We start from the raw sequence: 14,490 nt of genomic DNA, 5'->3' as shown, positions 1-14,490 counted from the left end.
TGGGCATGCATCTGGTGACGCTCCGCGTCACGACTTTAAGAGCGGACGCAGAGCGTCCAGGGCGGCATTCCCACGCAGAGCGTGGGAACGATCAGCAAGTCGCTAAATAAGTTGACTGACACACCGCCTTCGCGGGCAAGCCCGCTCCCACAGGGGGTTATGCGTCGACTATCGAGGTTGTGCGCACTCCAGCGCCTGGTCCACCACCCCCTTCGCCATCTCCACCAAATGCATCACCGCCCGCTGCGGCGCCTTCATCACCTCACCCGACGCATTCGCTGTCTCCACCGCGCAGTGCAACAACTCCGCCGCATGGGCCAGGGCGTCTTCGAAGCTCAGGTTGTCATTCAGGATAAAGATCGGCGCATCCGGGGCGGATGCCTTGAGGTAGTAGTCGATGGCACGACGGTGGAGCAGGGCGTCTTCGCTGAGGAAGTCGGTTTTGGGCTGGGGTGGATCGGGGGTGACTTTTTTGACCATGGTGAAACTCCTTGCTGGAAGAAGTCGACACCGTTCGCTTGCACGCGAATTAGGGTGGCAACTGTGCGTAGGTGTGCAAGACCGGGGCAAGGATCCAAACCCAGCAGGCCCGAAGGCCTCCCACGCACAGCCGCCATAACAGGCATATTGGCTGTAGGTTTATTTATGATCTTGCTTGCCATCGGACTTGCACGTCCGGTCACCGAACATTCGATGACAGAGCGAGACTAGCTACCGAATCCGACGGAAACAAGGCCGTGGGATTCTCTCGGAAACGTCCCGCAAATGAAAGGGATCGGTCTTGCTGGCCACTGAAACACGGAGGTTTTGAGGTCTCTTTCACCTGAGCGCTGAATGGTCGGTAGGCCAAATCCGGCTATGACCTAGGACCTTTCTGGTTTTCCTCTTTACTCCTCTATCGCGTCTTACTGCGACCTACCATCCCGTCTGTCACTCATGCACAGGGATTACAGTCATGCAGGAAAGCGATCTTCATACAGCGATTATGCGAAGCAAGTTGGAACTTGAATCAAATGGCATTGATCTGGGCTCCAGTTCAAGCATGGCGTTTCATGTGGGCAACACGATGACAAGCTGCCCGGCAGTCATGGTGTTGCCGAGTTCGCCAGGTTGGAGTCATGGCCCTCATTACCAGTTACTCAAGCCGATTCACGCTGACCCCGCTGTGCCGGATACGACGTTTGATGAACTCTGGAAATGTACACAGCAACACTACGGCCTCACGGCAGCCACCGTGATCACTGGCGCGGCGGGCATACCGATAAGCAAAATTGCGGTGGGTGCTTGGGTTCACGTCGGCTCCAGCAAAACCACGAACCTGGCTAGCCTGATCGGCATGCGCTTTTTCCCTCGTACATTGATCAGGCAACCCACCATGGCCAGAATGGCAAAGGCAACGTTTGGCACGGTTCGGGTATTTGGCATCATCGGGCGAGGCATACCCTTCGTTGCTGCCGGGCTTGCAGTCTTTGACCTAGTCAGTATTGGTAAGTGTGCCTATGAGGCGAGAAATGGAAGGTAGCCTGACCAGAGCCGACATCAGCGAAAAAGTGATCCAGCTATTCGTCGATATCATCGGCTTTATCGACCGAAGCGAGGTGTCGGAGCAAACCGATTTCATCCATGACTTCGACATCATTGATGACGACCTGACCTGCTTTGTCATGCAGATCAAATGGCAGTTCAAGCTGCAAGCGACGCAGGAGGATTGGGATCACATCACGACCATCGAGCAGATAGTCGATCTGATCGTCCAGCGCAGATCGAGCCCTTTGTAGGAGCGAGCTTGCTCGCGAAGAACGCCAACGGTGACGCTGGCGTCCTGAATGCACGCGGCGCCCTCGGGTTTTTCGCGAGCAAGCTCGCTCCTACAGGGGGGGCGGCGGGCAACCGGTGAGGCCACTGGCGCCATCGCAGGCAAGCCAGCTCCCACAGTTGACCGCGTCGCTTGGGCAGGTCAGCCAGCATTTTTCCCATTGGCTTCCAACTGCCCCAACGGCACCCGCCGCTCTATGGCGCTGGACAAAATAATCGAGGTCTTGCTGAAGCCGAACTTCGCCACCCGGTTAATCAGGTTTTCCAGCTCGGGCATCGAGCCCACCGCCGCTTGCATGATCACGCACGGGTCGCCTGTGACGCGGTGGCATTCGGTCAGTTCGGGTATTTCCGCCAGGGCGTCGTACACCTTTTGGCTGCCATGATTGGTCAGCCGCAACTCGATCACGCATTGAATCGGCAAGCCCACCTTGGATAAATCCACCTTGGCCTGGTAGCCGGTGATCACGCCGCTGGCCTCAAGCTTGGCCACGCGTTCGGCCACGGCGGGGGCGGAGAGGTTTACGGTGCGTGCCAGTTGCGCGTAGGAAGCGCGGCCATCTTCAAGCAGGGCGCTGAGGAGCATGCGGTCGTATTTGTCCATGATAAGGCTCCGGTTGCGCATCGCTTTCGAAAGCACGGTTTATAGCCTTGATAACCATGGTTTGAGAAGTGTATTGGCGTTTTAAACAGGTTTTGTAACTTAAGTTTATCCACCTTCGTTTCTAGAATAAGTCTCCCATTTCCTGCCATAGAGCCGCCCAATGCCTGGCCCACGTCGCTTTCCCTTACCGTTGATCGCCGCCTTTTTTGCGTTGTATGTGATCTGGGGTTCCACCTATCTGGTGATCCGCATTGGCGTGGAGTACTGGCCGCCGCTGTTGCTGGCGGGCATTCGGTTTTGCACGGCAGGCGCGTTAATGTACGGCTTCCTCCGGTGGCGCGGGGTGCCGGCGCCGACCTGGCCGCAGTGGAAGGCGGCCGGGATGATCGGCATTTTGCTGCTCACCGTGGGCAATGGTGGCGTGAGTGTGGCCGAACATATGGGCGTGTCGTCCGGCGTGGCCGCGCTGGCGGTGGCGACGGTGCCGCTGTTTACCTTGCTGTGTGGGTTTTTCTGGGGCGCGCGTAATACGCGGTTGGAATGGGCCGGGGTGCTGCTGGGGATCATCGGCATTGCCATGCTCAACATGGGCAGTACCTTGCAGTCGAGTCCCCTGGGCGCGGTGTTGCTGTTGATGGCGGCGGCGTCCTGGGCCTTCGGCTCGGTGTGGAGCCGCCACTTGCCGCTGCCCCAAGGCGCCATGGCCAGCGCCGCGGAAATGCTCGTGGCCGGCGTCGCGCTGCTGATCGTCAGCGCGTTGTCTGGCGAGCACCTGCAGGCCATGCCGCCGCTGGAAGGCTGGCTGGCCCTGGCGTACCTCACGGTGTTCGGCTCGATCATTGCCTTCAACGCCTATATGTACCTGCTCAAGCACGTACGCCCGGCGGCGGCGACCAGCTACGCCTATGTGAACCCTGCAGTGGCTGTGTTACTGGGGATTGTGTTCGTGGGTGAGAGCATCGGCCTGGAAGAAGCCCTGGCAATGCTGGTGATCATCAGCGCGGTGTTGCTGATCAGCCTGCCCCAATGGCGCAAGCCCAAACCGGAAATAAGGTAAACTGCCGCGCATTACGCCCTTGCGCTGAATTTTTCCTACGGTAACTACATGACTTTCGCCACCCTTGGCCTGATCGAACCCTTGCTGCGCGCCCTTGAGACGCTTGGCTACCAGACCCCGACGCCGGTGCAGGCCCAAGCCATTCCGGCCGTGCTGGCCGGTCGCGACCTGATGGCCGCAGCCCAGACCGGCACCGGCAAGACCGCAGGTTTCGCCTTGCCGCTGCTGCAACTGCTGACCATGGAAGGGCCGAAAGTCGCCGCCAACTCGGCGCGTGCGCTGATCCTGTGCCCCACTCGCGAACTGGCCGAGCAAGTACACGCCAGCGTTGCCGAGTACGCCCAACACCTGCCGCTGACCACTTACGCGGTGTACGGCGGCGTGAGCATCAACCCGCAGATGATGAAGCTGCGCAAGGGTGTGGATATTCTGGTCGCCACCCCTGGCCGCCTGATCGACCTGTTCCGCCAGAACGCGCTGAAGCTCAACCAGCTGCAAACCCTGGTGCTGGACGAAGCCGACCGTATGCTCGACCTGGGCTTCTCCGAAGAACTGGCGAACATCTACCGCATGTTGCCGAAAAAGCGCCAGACCCTGCTGTTCTCCGCGACCTTCTCCGATGACATCCGCCTGCTCGCCGGGCAGATGCTCAACGACCCGCTGAGCATCGAAGTCAGCCCGCGCAACGTCGCCGCCAACACTGTCAAGCAGTGGGTGGTGCCGGTGGACAAGAAGCGCAAGCCGGAACTGTTTGTGCACCTGATGCGCAAGGGCCGTTGGAAGCAAGTGCTGGTGTTCGCCAAGACCCGCAACGGCGTAGACGCCTTGGTGGACAAGTTGCAGGGCCTGGGGATCAACGCCGACGGCATCCATGGCGACAAACCCCAAGCCACCCGCCAACGCGCACTGGACCGCTTCAAGGCCAGCGACGTGCAGATCCTGGTGGCTACTGATGTAGCGGCCCGTGGCCTGGATATCGAAGACCTGCCGCTGGTGGTCAACTTTGACCTGCCCATCGTGGCCGAAGACTACATCCACCGCATCGGCCGTACCGGGCGTGCGGGCAACACCGGTGAGGCGATTTCCCTGGTGTGTGCCGATGAGGTGAACATGCTCTCGGCCATCGAGATGCTGACCCGCCAGACCCTCACGCGCAAAATGGAACCGGACTTCGAGCCCGAGCACCGCGTGCCAGACACCGATGCCAGCGGGCAGGTGGTGAAGAAACCGAAAAAGCCGAAGAAGCCTAAGGCGTCTGGCGGTGGCGGCAAGCGCAACCTGGGCAAATGGGTGGACAGTGGGGAAGTGGCCCCGGCTGAGCCTTCGATCAAGCCGGTGCGCAAGGTGCCGGTGTTTAACACTGGGCCGCGTAAGAAGAAGTGATTTTGCGCTGTGGCTGATGGCCTCATCGCAGGCAAGCCAGCTCCCACCTTTTGAATGGTGAACACAGTCAAAGGTGGGAGCTGGCTTGCCTGCGATGGCGGCCTTGAGTCCACCGCAGCGCTCAGCGGTTAAGCCACTCCAACATCCCCAGCCCAGCCGCCCGGCCACTGGCAAAACAGCCGGTCAGCAAATACCCACCGGTCGGCGCTTCCCAATCGAGCATTTCCCCCGCACAAAACACCCCTGGCAATGGCTTGAGCATCAACCGCTCATCCAGCGCTTCAAACGGCACACCACCGGCGGTGCTGATCGCCTCATCCATCGGCCGCGTCTTCACCAATGTCAGCGGCAACGCCTTGATATCCACCGCCAATTGCGCCGGATCGGTGAAGTGTTCAGCGGGCGTCAGCTCGCGCAACAACGCCGCTTTCACGCCATCCAACCCCAGCTGACTGTGCAAATGCTTGCTCATCGACCGCGAGCCGCGAGGCTTGGCCAATGCGGCCTGCACCTTGTCCAGCGGTTTGCTGGGCAGCAAGTCGATATGCACCGTGGCCGCACCGTCGCGGTTGATCGCTTCGCGAATCGGCGCTGACAGTGCGTAGATCAAGCTGCCCTCAATACCCGTGGCGGTGATCACGCATTCGCCCAGCCGAGGCTTGTCATCCCCCAGGCCAATGGCGACGTTTTTCAACGGCGCGCCCGCGAATTTGCTGACCATCAACTCGCTCCACGCCGACACTTCAAACCCGCAGTTGCTCGGTTGCAGCCGCACATAGGGCAGGCCTTTGCCTTCAAACAGGTTAAGCCACGCACCGTCGGAGCCCAGGCGCGACCAGCTGCCGCCGCCCAGGGCCAGTAGCACGGCGTCGCTGTGGACAACTTTTTCGCCGTCCGGGCTGTGGATAAGTAAATCGCCCTCGGCATTCCAGCCGGTCCAACGATGCCGGGTGTGGATAACCACACCTTGCTCCCGCAGGCGCTTGAGCCAGGCGCGCAACAGTGGCGCGGCTTTCATATCGGTAGGAAATACGCGGCCAGAGGTGCCGACGAAGGTTTGAATGCCCAGGCCATGAATCCATTCGCACAACGCCTCGGCGCCAAAGCTGCGCAGTAGCGGCGCCATGTGCGGCGCGCGTTCGGCGTAGCGTGACAGGAATGCCGGGTAGGCTTCGGAGTGGGTGATATTCATGCCGCCCACGCCGGCCAGCAGGAACTTGCGCCCCACCGATGGCATGCCGTCGTACAGGTCCACGCGCACGCCCGCCTGGCTCAAGACTTCGGCGGCCATCAGCCCGGCGGGGCCGCCGCCGATAATGGAGACGTGGTGGGCAGAAGTCTGAGGCATGGGCAGGGCTACGGTGGTATGAATAGGCCGAGCATTCTACCCGACCACGACGGCGCTGCCTGATCAAAAAACGTACACTTTCCTACAGGCCATGCTCCCAAACGCTTGCAGCCGCTTACGCTCAAGTTATCCACAGGCCGTTCCACAGGCATTGTGGGTAACGCTCACACTTCAATGACAGCCTGATGACGTCCATACCCGCTGCGCGCTGTGGTGCAGGATGCCGTGGCGGCGGGCGAGGGCGGGGCGGTCCTTGCTGTAGCCGCCGCCGATTACGCCCATTACTGGAATGTCGCGGCCCAGGCAGTGGCGCATCACGCTTTCATCACGGGCGGCGACGCCTGCGTCTGTCAGCTTGAGGTAACCGAGGGCGTCGTCCTTGTGCACATCCACGCCGGCGTCGTACAGCACCAGGTCTGGCTGGTAGAGCGGCAGCAGGTAATTGAGCGCGTCATCCACCACCTTGAGGTAATCGCCATCGCCCATGCCCATGGGCAGCGGGATGTCCCAGTCGCTCTGGGCCTTGCGGGCCGGGAAGTTCTTTTCGCAGTGCAGCGACACGGTGATGGCGTCCGGCGTGTCGTGCAGGATGCGTGCAGTGCCGTCGCCCTGGTGCACGTCGCAATCGAAGATCAGCACACGATTGACCCGGCCGCTGGCCAACAGGTAATGGCTGATTACCGCCAGGTCATTAAAAATGCAGAAACCCGCCGGATAATCGTAATGGGCATGGTGGGTGCCGCCCGCCAGATGGCAGGCCAGGCCATGTTCCAGGGCTTGTTCGGCGGCCAGGATCGAGCCGCCCACCGCCCGCACCGTGCGCCGGGCCAGGGCTTCGCTCCAGGGCAGGCCGAGGCGGCGTTGGTCTTCGCGGGACAGTTCGCCGCCCATGTAGCGTTCGATATACCCAGGTTCATGGGCCAGGGCCAAAATGTCTGCCGGGCACAGCGACGGGCGCAGCAATTGGCTGTCTTGGGTCAGGCCGCTGTCCACCAGGTGGTCACGCAGCAGGCGAAACTTGTCCATGGGGAACCGGTGGTCCGCCGGGAACTCAGGGCTGTAGTCTTCGTGGTAGATCAATGGCAAGGGCATGGGATTTTCTGACGGGAACCTGCGAAGGATCTTAACAGCGCTGTACACTCACGCACATGGCAAGGCAGGGGGGACCCATGGAGCCGATACTGGAATTGGAAAGTGCACGCTTGGTGCTGCGCCAATGGCGCGACAGCGACCTGCCGGAGTTTGCGCGCATGTGCGCCGACCCGCAGGTAATGCGCTACTTCCCGGCGCAATTGAGCCACTTGGAAAGCGCGGCGCTGATTGGCCGGATACGCGGGCATTTTGCTGAATATGGCTTTGGTTTCTGGGCTTTGCAGCGCAAGGACACCGGTGAGTTTATCGGCCTGACGGGGCTTGCGAATGTCAGCTTCGAAGCCGGCTTTACCCCGGCGGTGGAAATCGGCTGGCGCCTGGCCCGTGAGCATTGGGGCCTGGGTTATGCCAGTGAGGCCGCCTGGACGGCGTTGCGCTGTGGTTTTGACCGCCTGCAACTGGACGAAATCCTGGCTTTCACCACCGAGAGCAATCTGCCCTCACAAAAAGTCATGCAGGCCATCGGTATGCATTACGATCCGCAGGCAGATTTTGAACACCCGAAAGTCGCAGCCGGTGACCCGCTGCGCCCTCACGTGTTGTACCGCATCACCCGCGCCCAATGGTTGGACACGCTGCACGGATAAGCAGGCGGTCATGCTCAACAGAAACCTGTAGGAGCGAGCTTGCTCGCGAAGAACGCAAGAGCGCTGCGGTAAACCAGAAGCGCTGCGTCATCGTTAACGACCTTCGCGAGCAAGCTCGCTCCTACAGGTAGATACCGTTTTGCTTTGAGGAGAGTTTCAATGAGCCAAGTATTGGAAGATCTGGTGGACTTGCTGACCCTGGAGCCGATCGAGGAAAACCTCTTTCGCGGCCGCAGCCAGGACCTGGGCTTTCGCCAACTGTTCGGTGGCCAAGTGCTCGGCCAATCGCTGTCGGCGGCCAGCCAGACCGTAGACGAAGCGCGGCATGTGCATTCCCTGCACGGTTATTTCCTGCGCCCTGGCGATGCGGCCTTGCCGGTGGTGTATTCGGTGGACCGCGTGCGCGATGGCGGCAGTTTCAGCACGCGTCGTGTCACCGCGATTCAAAAGGGCAACCCGATCTTCACCTGCACGACCTCGTTCCAGTACGACGAAGAAGGCTTCGAGCACCAGACCACCATGCCGGTGGTAGTGGGCCCGGAAAACCTGCCGTCGGAGCTGGAGCTGACCCAGCAACGTGCGCACCTGATCCCCGAGCACATGCGCGACAAGCTGCTGTGCCCCAAGCCCATCGAAGTGCGCCCGGTCACCGAAAAAGACCCGTTCAACCCGCAGCCGTCCGACCCGGTCAAGTACGTGTGGTTTCGTGCCGACGGTGCCTTGGCGGACACGCCAGCGCTGCATAAATACCTGCTGGCCTATGCCTCGGACTTTGGCCTGTTGACCACCTCGCTGCTGCCCCATGGCAAGACCGTGTGGCAGAAGGATATGCAAGTCGCCAGCCTCGATCACGCGCTGTGGTTCCACGCCGACCTGCGTGCCGATGACTGGTTGTTGTACGCCATGGACAGCCCGTGGGCCGGCAACTCCCGAGGTTTCTCCCGGGGCAGCGTGTACAACCGCGCCGGGCAACTGGTGGCGTCGGTGACCCAGGAAGGTTTGATCCGCCATCGCAAGGATTGGGCATGAGCCTCTGCGACGTTAAGCACTGGGTGTTTGACATGGACGGCACGCTCACGGTGGCGGTGCATGACTTTGCGGCTATCCGCGTGGCGCTGCAGATCCCGCCTGAAGACGACATTCTCACGCACCTCGCGGCATTGCCGGCAGATGTCGCAGAGGCCAAACATGCCTGGTTGCTGGAGCATGAGCGCGAACTGGCGCTGGGTTCCATTGCGGCCGAAGGTGCCGTTGAGCTGGTACGGGAATTGGCCGGGCGCGGTTATCGCTTGGGGATCCTGACCCGTAATGCGCGGGAATTGGCGCATATCACCCTGGAAGCGATTGGCCTGGCGGACTGCTTTGCCATTGAGGATGTGCTGGGGCGCGATGATGCGCCGCACAAGCCGGACCCGGGTGGGTTGCTGAAGCTGGCGGCGGCTTGGGACGTAGCACCGAGCCAGATGGTGATGGTTGGGGATTATCGCTTTGACCTGGATTGTGGTCGGGCAGCGGGGGCCAAGACGGTGTTGGTGAACCTGCCGGACAACCCGTGGCCGGAATTGGCGGATTGGCATGCCGAGGATTGTGCGGCGCTGCGCCGAATGATCTAACCCAGGCGACAGAGATCAAATGTGGGAGCTGGCTTGCCTGCGATAGCGGACTGTCAGTTGATAGCGTGTCGACTGACCCACCGCTATCGCAGGCAAGCCAGCTCCCACATTTTTTATTGGGTTTCGTCAGTGACTACTGCATGAACAGCACCTTTTCTCCCTCTGGCGAGGTAAACATCTTGTCCCCGTCATGCCCCACCCCCGGCACTTCCACCAGCCTGTGACCCAACTGCGGATGCCGCTGTTTGAGGTAGTCAAAGTAGTTGTGCCCACGCATCAGCCGATACGCGCCCTGGGCCTCGGCCTCGCAGCTTTTATCCAGCGCCGGGTGGTTGGGGTCGGTGTCCTGCTGGCCCAACAGGTAAGTGATGTCGCGTGAGACGTAGGCCTGTTCCAGTTGCTGGGCACCTCGGTCACCCACGTAACCCGGCAGGTTTTGCATGCCGTACTTCCAGTCGTTGAAGCCCGGGCAACTGGTTGCATCGAACGTCACCGGACGTTGCGGGCTGAAGTACGCATAGGACGACGGGTTAGCCACCACATACCGCAGGCGGATGCCTTCAGTGTTCAGCAATGGGTGATCGTGGCCGGTGAGGGCGAAGCGCTGCACCACTTGGCCGCCACCGGAATGCCCGGCGATCACGATTTCTTTCAGTGCCGGGAACAGTTTGCGGTTGCCCAAGTGCTTGATGATCTGGTCCAGAGCGCCATAAGAGCTGATCTGCCCTGGGCCGGTGGACCCTTCGCCGGCCATCCAGTCGTTGCCCTTCCAGCGCAAAACCTGATCGTCCAGGTGGTTACGCTTCACGTCCGTTTGATTGACAAACTGCGGTGCGATCACCAGCGTACTGCCGCCCAGCCCGGCATGCGCGGCGGCGTCGATGCCGCTTTGCAGGTAGGTTTGCGCATTGCGCAGGCGGCCATGCACGATGATCAATGCGCGCGTGACCTTGGGCAGCGGCTGGCGCCAATCCTGGCTCAGGCCCAGGCTGAGGTCGCCGGCCTCCAGATGAAAGCGATCGGGGCTGACCACCTTGACGCCGTGTTCGGCCGCGAAGGTGCAACAGGACACGAGCATACCCAGCAGTAACCCCAATCGTTTGATCATTTAGAGACTCTTGGCCGCGAAGGTATCGCATTGAGTGATCTGGCCCTGGGCGAAGCCGGTCTTGAACCAACGTACGCGCTGGGCCGAGGTGCCGTGGGTGAAGGAGTCCGGTACCACGCGTCCCTGGCCCTGCTGCTGCAAGCGGTCATCGCCGATGGCATTGGCCGCGTTCAGGGCTTCTTCGATATCGCCGGGTTCCAGCCAGTTCAGGCGTTTTTGCGCATGGTTGGCCCACACACCGGCAAAGCAGTCGGCTTGCAGTTCCTGGCGAACCAGCAGGCCGCCGTCGCCTTCCATCTGCCGACCCTGCTGGCGCGCCGCCTGGATCTTGGACGAGATGCCCAGCAACGTTTGTACGTGATGCCCGATTTCGTGAGCGATCACGTAGGCCTGGGCGAAGTCACCGGCGGCCTGGAAGCGTTGCGACATTTCCCGGAAGAAGTCCAGGTCCAGGTACACCTGCTGGTCAGCCGGGCAGTAGAACGGGCCGCTGGCTGAGGTGGCGCCACCACAGGCAGAGTTGACCCGGCCACGGAACAGGATCAGTTTCGGGTTCTTATACGCCAGCCCGTTTTCCTGGAACACCTGGCCCCAGGTGTCTTCCGTGTCGCCCAGTACCGCGCGCACGAAGTCGGCTTGCTCATCGTTGGCTGGCGGTGCCTGACGCGGCTGGGTGCTGACCGACGGCGCCTGCTCCATCTGGCCGGTCAATTGGCCAAGAATCTGCATCGGGTCCTGGCCGGTCAGCCAGCCAATGCCGACGATCAGGACGATGGCCGTGAGGCTCAGGCCCTTGCCGCCGCCGAAGCGCATACCGCCACCGCCGCCGCCACTGTCATTACGGGCATCCACCACGTTGTCGCTGCGTCGGCCTTTTTTCCATAGCATGGGAGCAATCCTCTGTGTGCTAACCGTGATTGATTATGGTCGGTATTAACGGCAATAGCCTTCGCCAGTAGCAACGATCAGGCAGTCTTTTTTATCTGCCAGCCACTTCAAGCCGGTGGCGGCGCCATCGCCAGCGCGCAACAGCTGCGGGCCGTCGGGGCGGGTGAAGGCGATGCCGTCGTCAGTGGCCTCACCTTTGAAGGTGCCAGCGTCATCGGCGTCGAGGCCGTATTGCATGGTGAGAAGGTAGTGGCCGCGGCCAATGCTGTCGTCTTTGGCGATGGTCAGGTGCAAGCCTTCGACACCGATCCACTTGCCGACCCATTTATCGGTGGGCGGGGTCTCTGGTACCAGGGTCGCTTGCACGGAAGCGGGCGCGGGCTTGGGGGCTTCTTTCGGGGCTTTATCGCAAGCAGCGAGCAGGGCGAGGGCAGACAGGGCAAAGAGGATTTTTTTCATAGCGGCAAGGCCTTGGTTAAAAAGTGTGCAACGCCGGGGCGAGCGTGCAGCGTTGGACTCGGATCCATCGATTTAGTGCGCTGTTCGCCCGGTGTTTGGTTATGCTCTTGGGGCAGACTCCGGCCCGGCTGCTAGATTACCGGGTTGAGCGCTACTTGGTTCAGTGCTCAGCGTCCCGCTCGCCACACAAGAGAATTCAATGACTGTCAGTACCCCGCTCTCCGGCGTCAACCATCCGTTCAAAGGCATCCTGCTGATTGTGCTGGCGACGTTTCTGTTCTCCAGCCACGACGCCTTGTCCAAATACCTGGCCGGGTTCTACCCGATCGTGATGGTGGTGTGGGCGCGGTACATGGTGCACACCTTGCTGATGGCCGGGATCTTCCTGCCGCAATCGGGCCTGCGCGTGTTGCGCAGTAAACGGCCGGGCATGCAGGTAGTGCGGGCGTTATGCCTGTTGGGCACCAGCCTGTTCTTCACCACGGCGCTGCATTACATCCCGTTGGCCGAAGCCACAGCGGTGAACTTCCTGGCGCCGATCCTGGTGACGGCGCTGTCGGTGCCGTTGCTGGGTGAGCACGTGACCCGTGGCCAGTGGCTGGCGGTGATCTGCGGGTTTATCGGCGTGGTGATCATCATCCACCCCGGCGGCGAGTTGTTTACCCCAGCGATATTGCTGCCGCTGTGCTCGGCGCTGTTCTTCTGTTTCTACCAGTTGCTCACGCGCATCCTCAGCCAATACGACAGCCCGACCACCAGCAACTTCTTCGCCGGCCTGTGCAACACCTTGGTGATGAGTGCGATGGTGCCGTTCTTCTGGCAAGTGCCGACGCTGTGGCACGCGGTGATGATGCTGGCGCTGGGCACCTGCGGGATGACCGCGCACCTGATGCTCACCCAGGCGTTCCGCTTCGCGGCGCCGGCCTTGCTGGCGCCGTTTGGCTATTGCCAGATCGTGTTTGCGGGGTTGTTGGGCTGGCTGGTGTTCAGCCATACCCCCGATATGACCACGGTGGTGGGTATCGGGGTGATCTGCATGAGCGGGTTGGCCGCTGCCTGGCAGCAGCGGCGGCGTTAGTTAAACGTCTACGGTTGGGATCTTGCGCGGCGCCATGAAGTACATCCACACCAGGGCGATGAAATACATCGCCGGGATCAGGGTGAACAAGATCGTGTAGTTGTTGTTGGTCACCGTGAGGATATGGCCGACGATCTGGGTCATGAACATGCCGCCGATGGCCGCGCACATGCCGCCGAAGCCGAACACCGTGCTCATCATGTGCTTGGGCGTGTAGTCCATCACCAGGCTCCAGATGTTGGCGGTCCAGGCCTGGTGCGCGCCGATGGCCAGGGAGATGGCGAACACCGCGACCCACAGCTGGCTGGAGCCCGCCGCCATGATCACGCCGACGATGCAGCAGGCGAACAGCAGCATCGACAACAGCCGCGCCTTGATCGAGTTCATCCCACGGCCAATCAGGAATGACGACAGGATCCCGCCCCCCACGCTGCCAAAGTCGGCGGTGAGGTAAATGATGATCAGTGGAATGCCCATCTGCGTCACGTTGATGCCCAGGTTGTATTGCTGGTTCAAGAACGGCGGCAGCCAATACAGGTAGAACCAGAACACCGGCGCGGTCAGCGAGTAGGCGAGGGCGAAGGCCCAGGTGCCGCGCATGCGCAGGATGCGGCTGAACGGCACGCGGGGTTGTTCCGGTTCGACTTCCTGTTGCACGTAGTCCAATTCGGATTGTTTAACGGTGGGGTGGTCTTCCGGGTTGTAGTACTTCAAGCCCCAGAGCACCAGCCAGATACCGCCCAGTGCCGACATGCACAGGAACGCTGCCTGCCAGCCCCACACGTGCAGGATCAACGGCAGCAGCATGGGCGTCATCATTGCGCCGACGTTGGTGCCGGCGTTGAAGATACCGGTGGCCACTGCGCGTTCACCCGCCGGGAACCACAAGCGTGTGGTCTTGACGCAGGCCGGGTAGTTGGCCGCTTCGGTCAGCCCGAGGATAAACCGGCAGACCATAAAGCCGACCGCCGAGGTGGCCAGGCCATGGGCGCCGGTGGCCAGGCTCCACAGCAGCACGGCGCAGAAGAACACACGTTTGACGCCAACCCGGTCGATCAGGCGGCCTTGCAGCACAAAGCCGATGGCGTAGCCGACCTGGAACCAGAAGTTGATGTTGGCGTAGTCCATCGCCGTCCAGCTCATTTCCTTGGCGAGGATCGGTTGCATCACGCCCAGGGCGGCGCGGTCGATGTAGTTCAAGGTGGTGGCGAAGAACACCAGGGCCAGCATGCCCCAGCGCGTTTTACCCACGGCCAGGGCACCGCGGATCTTGTCGCCGATACCGGCGTGCGGGTTGCCCGGGCGCGCGGCCAGGGCTGGATTTTGCAGAGGCATGAGGTTTGTACCCGTTTTTTGAAATTCTTATGGTGTGTTCTGGGTCTTTGTTACGTGAACGAA

General features: G+C 61.2%; 16 protein-coding genes. 8 read left to right on the top strand and 8 right to left on the bottom strand.

Features of this window, described 5'->3' with window-relative positions; all coding sequences use genetic code 11:
- Positions 1-168: 168 nt before the first annotated feature.
- The gene (locus PSH76_RS26130) at positions 169-480 is read right to left on the bottom strand and encodes a DUF3077 domain-containing protein (RefSeq protein WP_014720050.1); all 312 of its coding nucleotides are present in this window, start codon (positions 478-480) and stop codon (positions 169-171) included.
- Between the two features lie 475 nt (positions 481-955).
- Here PSH76_RS26130 and PSH76_RS26125 point away from each other — a divergent pair, with 475 nt between their 5' ends.
- Both PSH76_RS26125 and PSH76_RS26120 read left to right on the top strand, forming a co-directional pair.
- Entirely contained in the window at positions 956-1,522 is a 567-nt protein-coding gene (locus PSH76_RS26125; protein ID WP_032873225.1) for a hypothetical protein, read from the top strand.
- Complete coding sequence (locus tag PSH76_RS26120; RefSeq protein ID WP_305493140.1) at positions 1,512-1,778, top strand: acyl carrier protein; 267 nt, start codon at positions 1,512-1,514, stop codon at positions 1,776-1,778. Before PSH76_RS26125 ends, PSH76_RS26120 begins: the two co-directional genes overlap by 11 nt.
- 179 nt (positions 1,779-1,957) lie before the next feature.
- Here PSH76_RS26120 and PSH76_RS26115 read toward each other — a convergent pair whose 3' ends face one another.
- Positions 1,958-2,419 carry an Lrp/AsnC family transcriptional regulator gene (locus PSH76_RS26115; protein ID WP_014720049.1) on the bottom strand — a complete coding sequence of 154 codons (462 nt, stop codon included), beginning with the start codon at positions 2,417-2,419 and terminating at the stop codon, positions 1,958-1,960.
- 160 nt (positions 2,420-2,579) lie between these two features.
- On the opposite strand from PSH76_RS26115, the gene yedA reads away from it, so the two are divergent.
- Together yedA and PSH76_RS26105 are read left to right on the top strand one after the other, a co-directional pair.
- Positions 2,580-3,476, top strand: a complete 897-nt coding sequence (gene yedA, locus PSH76_RS26110; protein ID WP_003194388.1) for a drug/metabolite exporter YedA — start codon at positions 2,580-2,582, stop codon at positions 3,474-3,476.
- 48 nt (positions 3,477-3,524) lie between these two features.
- The gene (locus PSH76_RS26105; RefSeq protein ID WP_019818046.1) at positions 3,525-4,859 is read left to right on the top strand and encodes a DEAD/DEAH box helicase; all 1,335 of its coding nucleotides are present in this window, start codon (positions 3,525-3,527) and stop codon (positions 4,857-4,859) included.
- 121 nt (positions 4,860-4,980) lie between these two features.
- Here the strand turns inward: PSH76_RS26105 and PSH76_RS26100 are convergent, their stop codons facing one another.
- On the bottom strand, positions 4,981-6,207 hold the full coding sequence (locus PSH76_RS26100; protein ID WP_305493139.1) for a TIGR03862 family flavoprotein: 1,227 nt from the start codon (positions 6,205-6,207) through the stop codon (positions 4,981-4,983).
- 171 nt (positions 6,208-6,378) lie between these two features.
- Positions 6,379-7,299 carry a histone deacetylase gene (locus tag PSH76_RS26095; RefSeq protein ID WP_305493138.1) on the bottom strand — a complete coding sequence of 307 codons (921 nt, stop codon included), beginning with the start codon at positions 7,297-7,299 and terminating at the stop codon, positions 6,379-6,381.
- Positions 7,300-7,376: 77 nt separating this feature from the next.
- On the opposite strand from PSH76_RS26095, the gene PSH76_RS26090 reads away from it, so the two are divergent.
- The 3 genes from PSH76_RS26090 (at position 7,377) to PSH76_RS26080 (ending at position 9,559) form a co-directional block, all read left to right on the top strand.
- Positions 7,377-7,946, top strand: a complete 570-nt coding sequence (locus PSH76_RS26090; protein ID WP_305493137.1) for a GNAT family N-acetyltransferase — start codon at positions 7,377-7,379, stop codon at positions 7,944-7,946.
- 159 nt (positions 7,947-8,105) lie between these two features.
- On the top strand, positions 8,106-8,975 hold the full coding sequence (gene tesB, locus PSH76_RS26085) for an acyl-CoA thioesterase II (protein ID WP_032895201.1): 870 nt from the start codon (positions 8,106-8,108) through the stop codon (positions 8,973-8,975).
- A complete protein-coding gene (locus tag PSH76_RS26080; protein WP_305493136.1) occupies positions 8,972-9,559 on the top strand; it encodes an HAD family hydrolase in 588 nt (195 codons plus the stop codon). Before tesB ends, PSH76_RS26080 begins: the two co-directional genes overlap by 4 nt.
- 133 nt (positions 9,560-9,692) lie before the next feature.
- Here PSH76_RS26080 and PSH76_RS26075 read toward each other — a convergent pair whose 3' ends face one another.
- The 3 genes from PSH76_RS26075 to PSH76_RS26065 are packed head-to-tail and all read right to left on the bottom strand — an operon-like array spanning position 9,693 to position 12,014.
- On the bottom strand, positions 9,693-10,667 hold the full coding sequence (locus PSH76_RS26075; protein ID WP_305493135.1) for an alpha/beta hydrolase: 975 nt from the start codon (positions 10,665-10,667) through the stop codon (positions 9,693-9,695).
- A complete protein-coding gene (locus PSH76_RS26070) occupies positions 10,668-11,555 on the bottom strand; it encodes a neutral zinc metallopeptidase (protein ID WP_014720040.1) in 888 nt (295 codons plus the stop codon).
- 45 nt (positions 11,556-11,600) lie between these two features.
- The gene (locus PSH76_RS26065) at positions 11,601-12,014 is read right to left on the bottom strand and encodes a lipoprotein (RefSeq protein WP_032895205.1); all 414 of its coding nucleotides are present in this window, start codon (positions 12,012-12,014) and stop codon (positions 11,601-11,603) included.
- A gap of 199 nt (positions 12,015-12,213) precedes the next feature.
- On the opposite strand from PSH76_RS26065, the gene PSH76_RS26060 reads away from it, so the two are divergent.
- A complete protein-coding gene (locus PSH76_RS26060) occupies positions 12,214-13,092 on the top strand; it encodes a DMT family transporter (protein ID WP_305493134.1) in 879 nt (292 codons plus the stop codon).
- On the opposite strand, the gene PSH76_RS26055 is transcribed toward PSH76_RS26060, so the two are convergent.
- Positions 13,093-14,427: an MFS transporter gene (locus PSH76_RS26055; RefSeq protein WP_003194368.1), complete on the bottom strand. Its 1,335-nt coding sequence runs from the start codon at positions 14,425-14,427 to the stop codon at positions 13,093-13,095. It abuts the gene before it with no gap.
- Positions 14,428-14,490: the final 63 nt, after the last annotated feature.

The organism is Pseudomonas sp. FP215 (assembly GCF_030687795.1).
Lineage (GTDB): Bacteria > Pseudomonadota > Gammaproteobacteria > Pseudomonadales > Pseudomonadaceae > Aquipseudomonas > Aquipseudomonas salmasensis.
The sequence above is the reverse complement of the archived record's forward strand: the minus strand, read 5'-3'. Positions and strand labels throughout refer to the sequence as shown.

What these genes read in the sequence shown, in the direction of transcription:
- PSH76_RS26130 (WP_014720050.1), bottom strand. Translation starts at nt 480, where the DNA reads ATGGTCAAAAAAGTCACCCCCGATCCACCCCAGCCCAAAACCGACTTC.
- PSH76_RS26125 (WP_032873225.1), top strand. Translation starts at nt 956, where the DNA reads ATGCAGGAAAGCGATCTTCATACAGCGATTATGCGAAGCAAGTTGGAA.
- PSH76_RS26120 (WP_305493140.1), top strand. Translation starts at nt 1,512, where the DNA reads ATGGAAGGTAGCCTGACCAGAGCCGACATCAGCGAAAAAGTGATCCAG.
- PSH76_RS26115 (WP_014720049.1), bottom strand. Translation starts at nt 2,419, where the DNA reads ATGGACAAATACGACCGCATGCTCCTCAGCGCCCTGCTTGAAGATGGC.
- yedA (WP_003194388.1), top strand. Translation starts at nt 2,580, where the DNA reads ATGCCTGGCCCACGTCGCTTTCCCTTACCGTTGATCGCCGCCTTTTTT.
- PSH76_RS26105 (WP_019818046.1), top strand. Translation starts at nt 3,525, where the DNA reads ATGACTTTCGCCACCCTTGGCCTGATCGAACCCTTGCTGCGCGCCCTT.
- PSH76_RS26100 (WP_305493139.1), bottom strand. Translation starts at nt 6,207, where the DNA reads ATGCCTCAGACTTCTGCCCACCACGTCTCCATTATCGGCGGCGGCCCC.
- PSH76_RS26095 (WP_305493138.1), bottom strand. Translation starts at nt 7,299, where the DNA reads ATGCCCTTGCCATTGATCTACCACGAAGACTACAGCCCTGAGTTCCCG.
- PSH76_RS26090 (WP_305493137.1), top strand. Translation starts at nt 7,377, where the DNA reads ATGGAGCCGATACTGGAATTGGAAAGTGCACGCTTGGTGCTGCGCCAA.
- tesB (WP_032895201.1), top strand. Translation starts at nt 8,106, where the DNA reads ATGAGCCAAGTATTGGAAGATCTGGTGGACTTGCTGACCCTGGAGCCG.
- PSH76_RS26080 (WP_305493136.1), top strand. Translation starts at nt 8,972, where the DNA reads ATGAGCCTCTGCGACGTTAAGCACTGGGTGTTTGACATGGACGGCACG.
- PSH76_RS26075 (WP_305493135.1), bottom strand. Translation starts at nt 10,667, where the DNA reads ATGATCAAACGATTGGGGTTACTGCTGGGTATGCTCGTGTCCTGTTGC.
- PSH76_RS26070 (WP_014720040.1), bottom strand. Translation starts at nt 11,555, where the DNA reads ATGCTATGGAAAAAAGGCCGACGCAGCGACAACGTGGTGGATGCCCGT.
- PSH76_RS26065 (WP_032895205.1), bottom strand. Translation starts at nt 12,014, where the DNA reads ATGAAAAAAATCCTCTTTGCCCTGTCTGCCCTCGCCCTGCTCGCTGCT.
- PSH76_RS26060 (WP_305493134.1), top strand. Translation starts at nt 12,214, where the DNA reads ATGACTGTCAGTACCCCGCTCTCCGGCGTCAACCATCCGTTCAAAGGC.
- PSH76_RS26055 (WP_003194368.1), bottom strand. Translation starts at nt 14,427, where the DNA reads ATGCCTCTGCAAAATCCAGCCCTGGCCGCGCGCCCGGGCAACCCGCAC.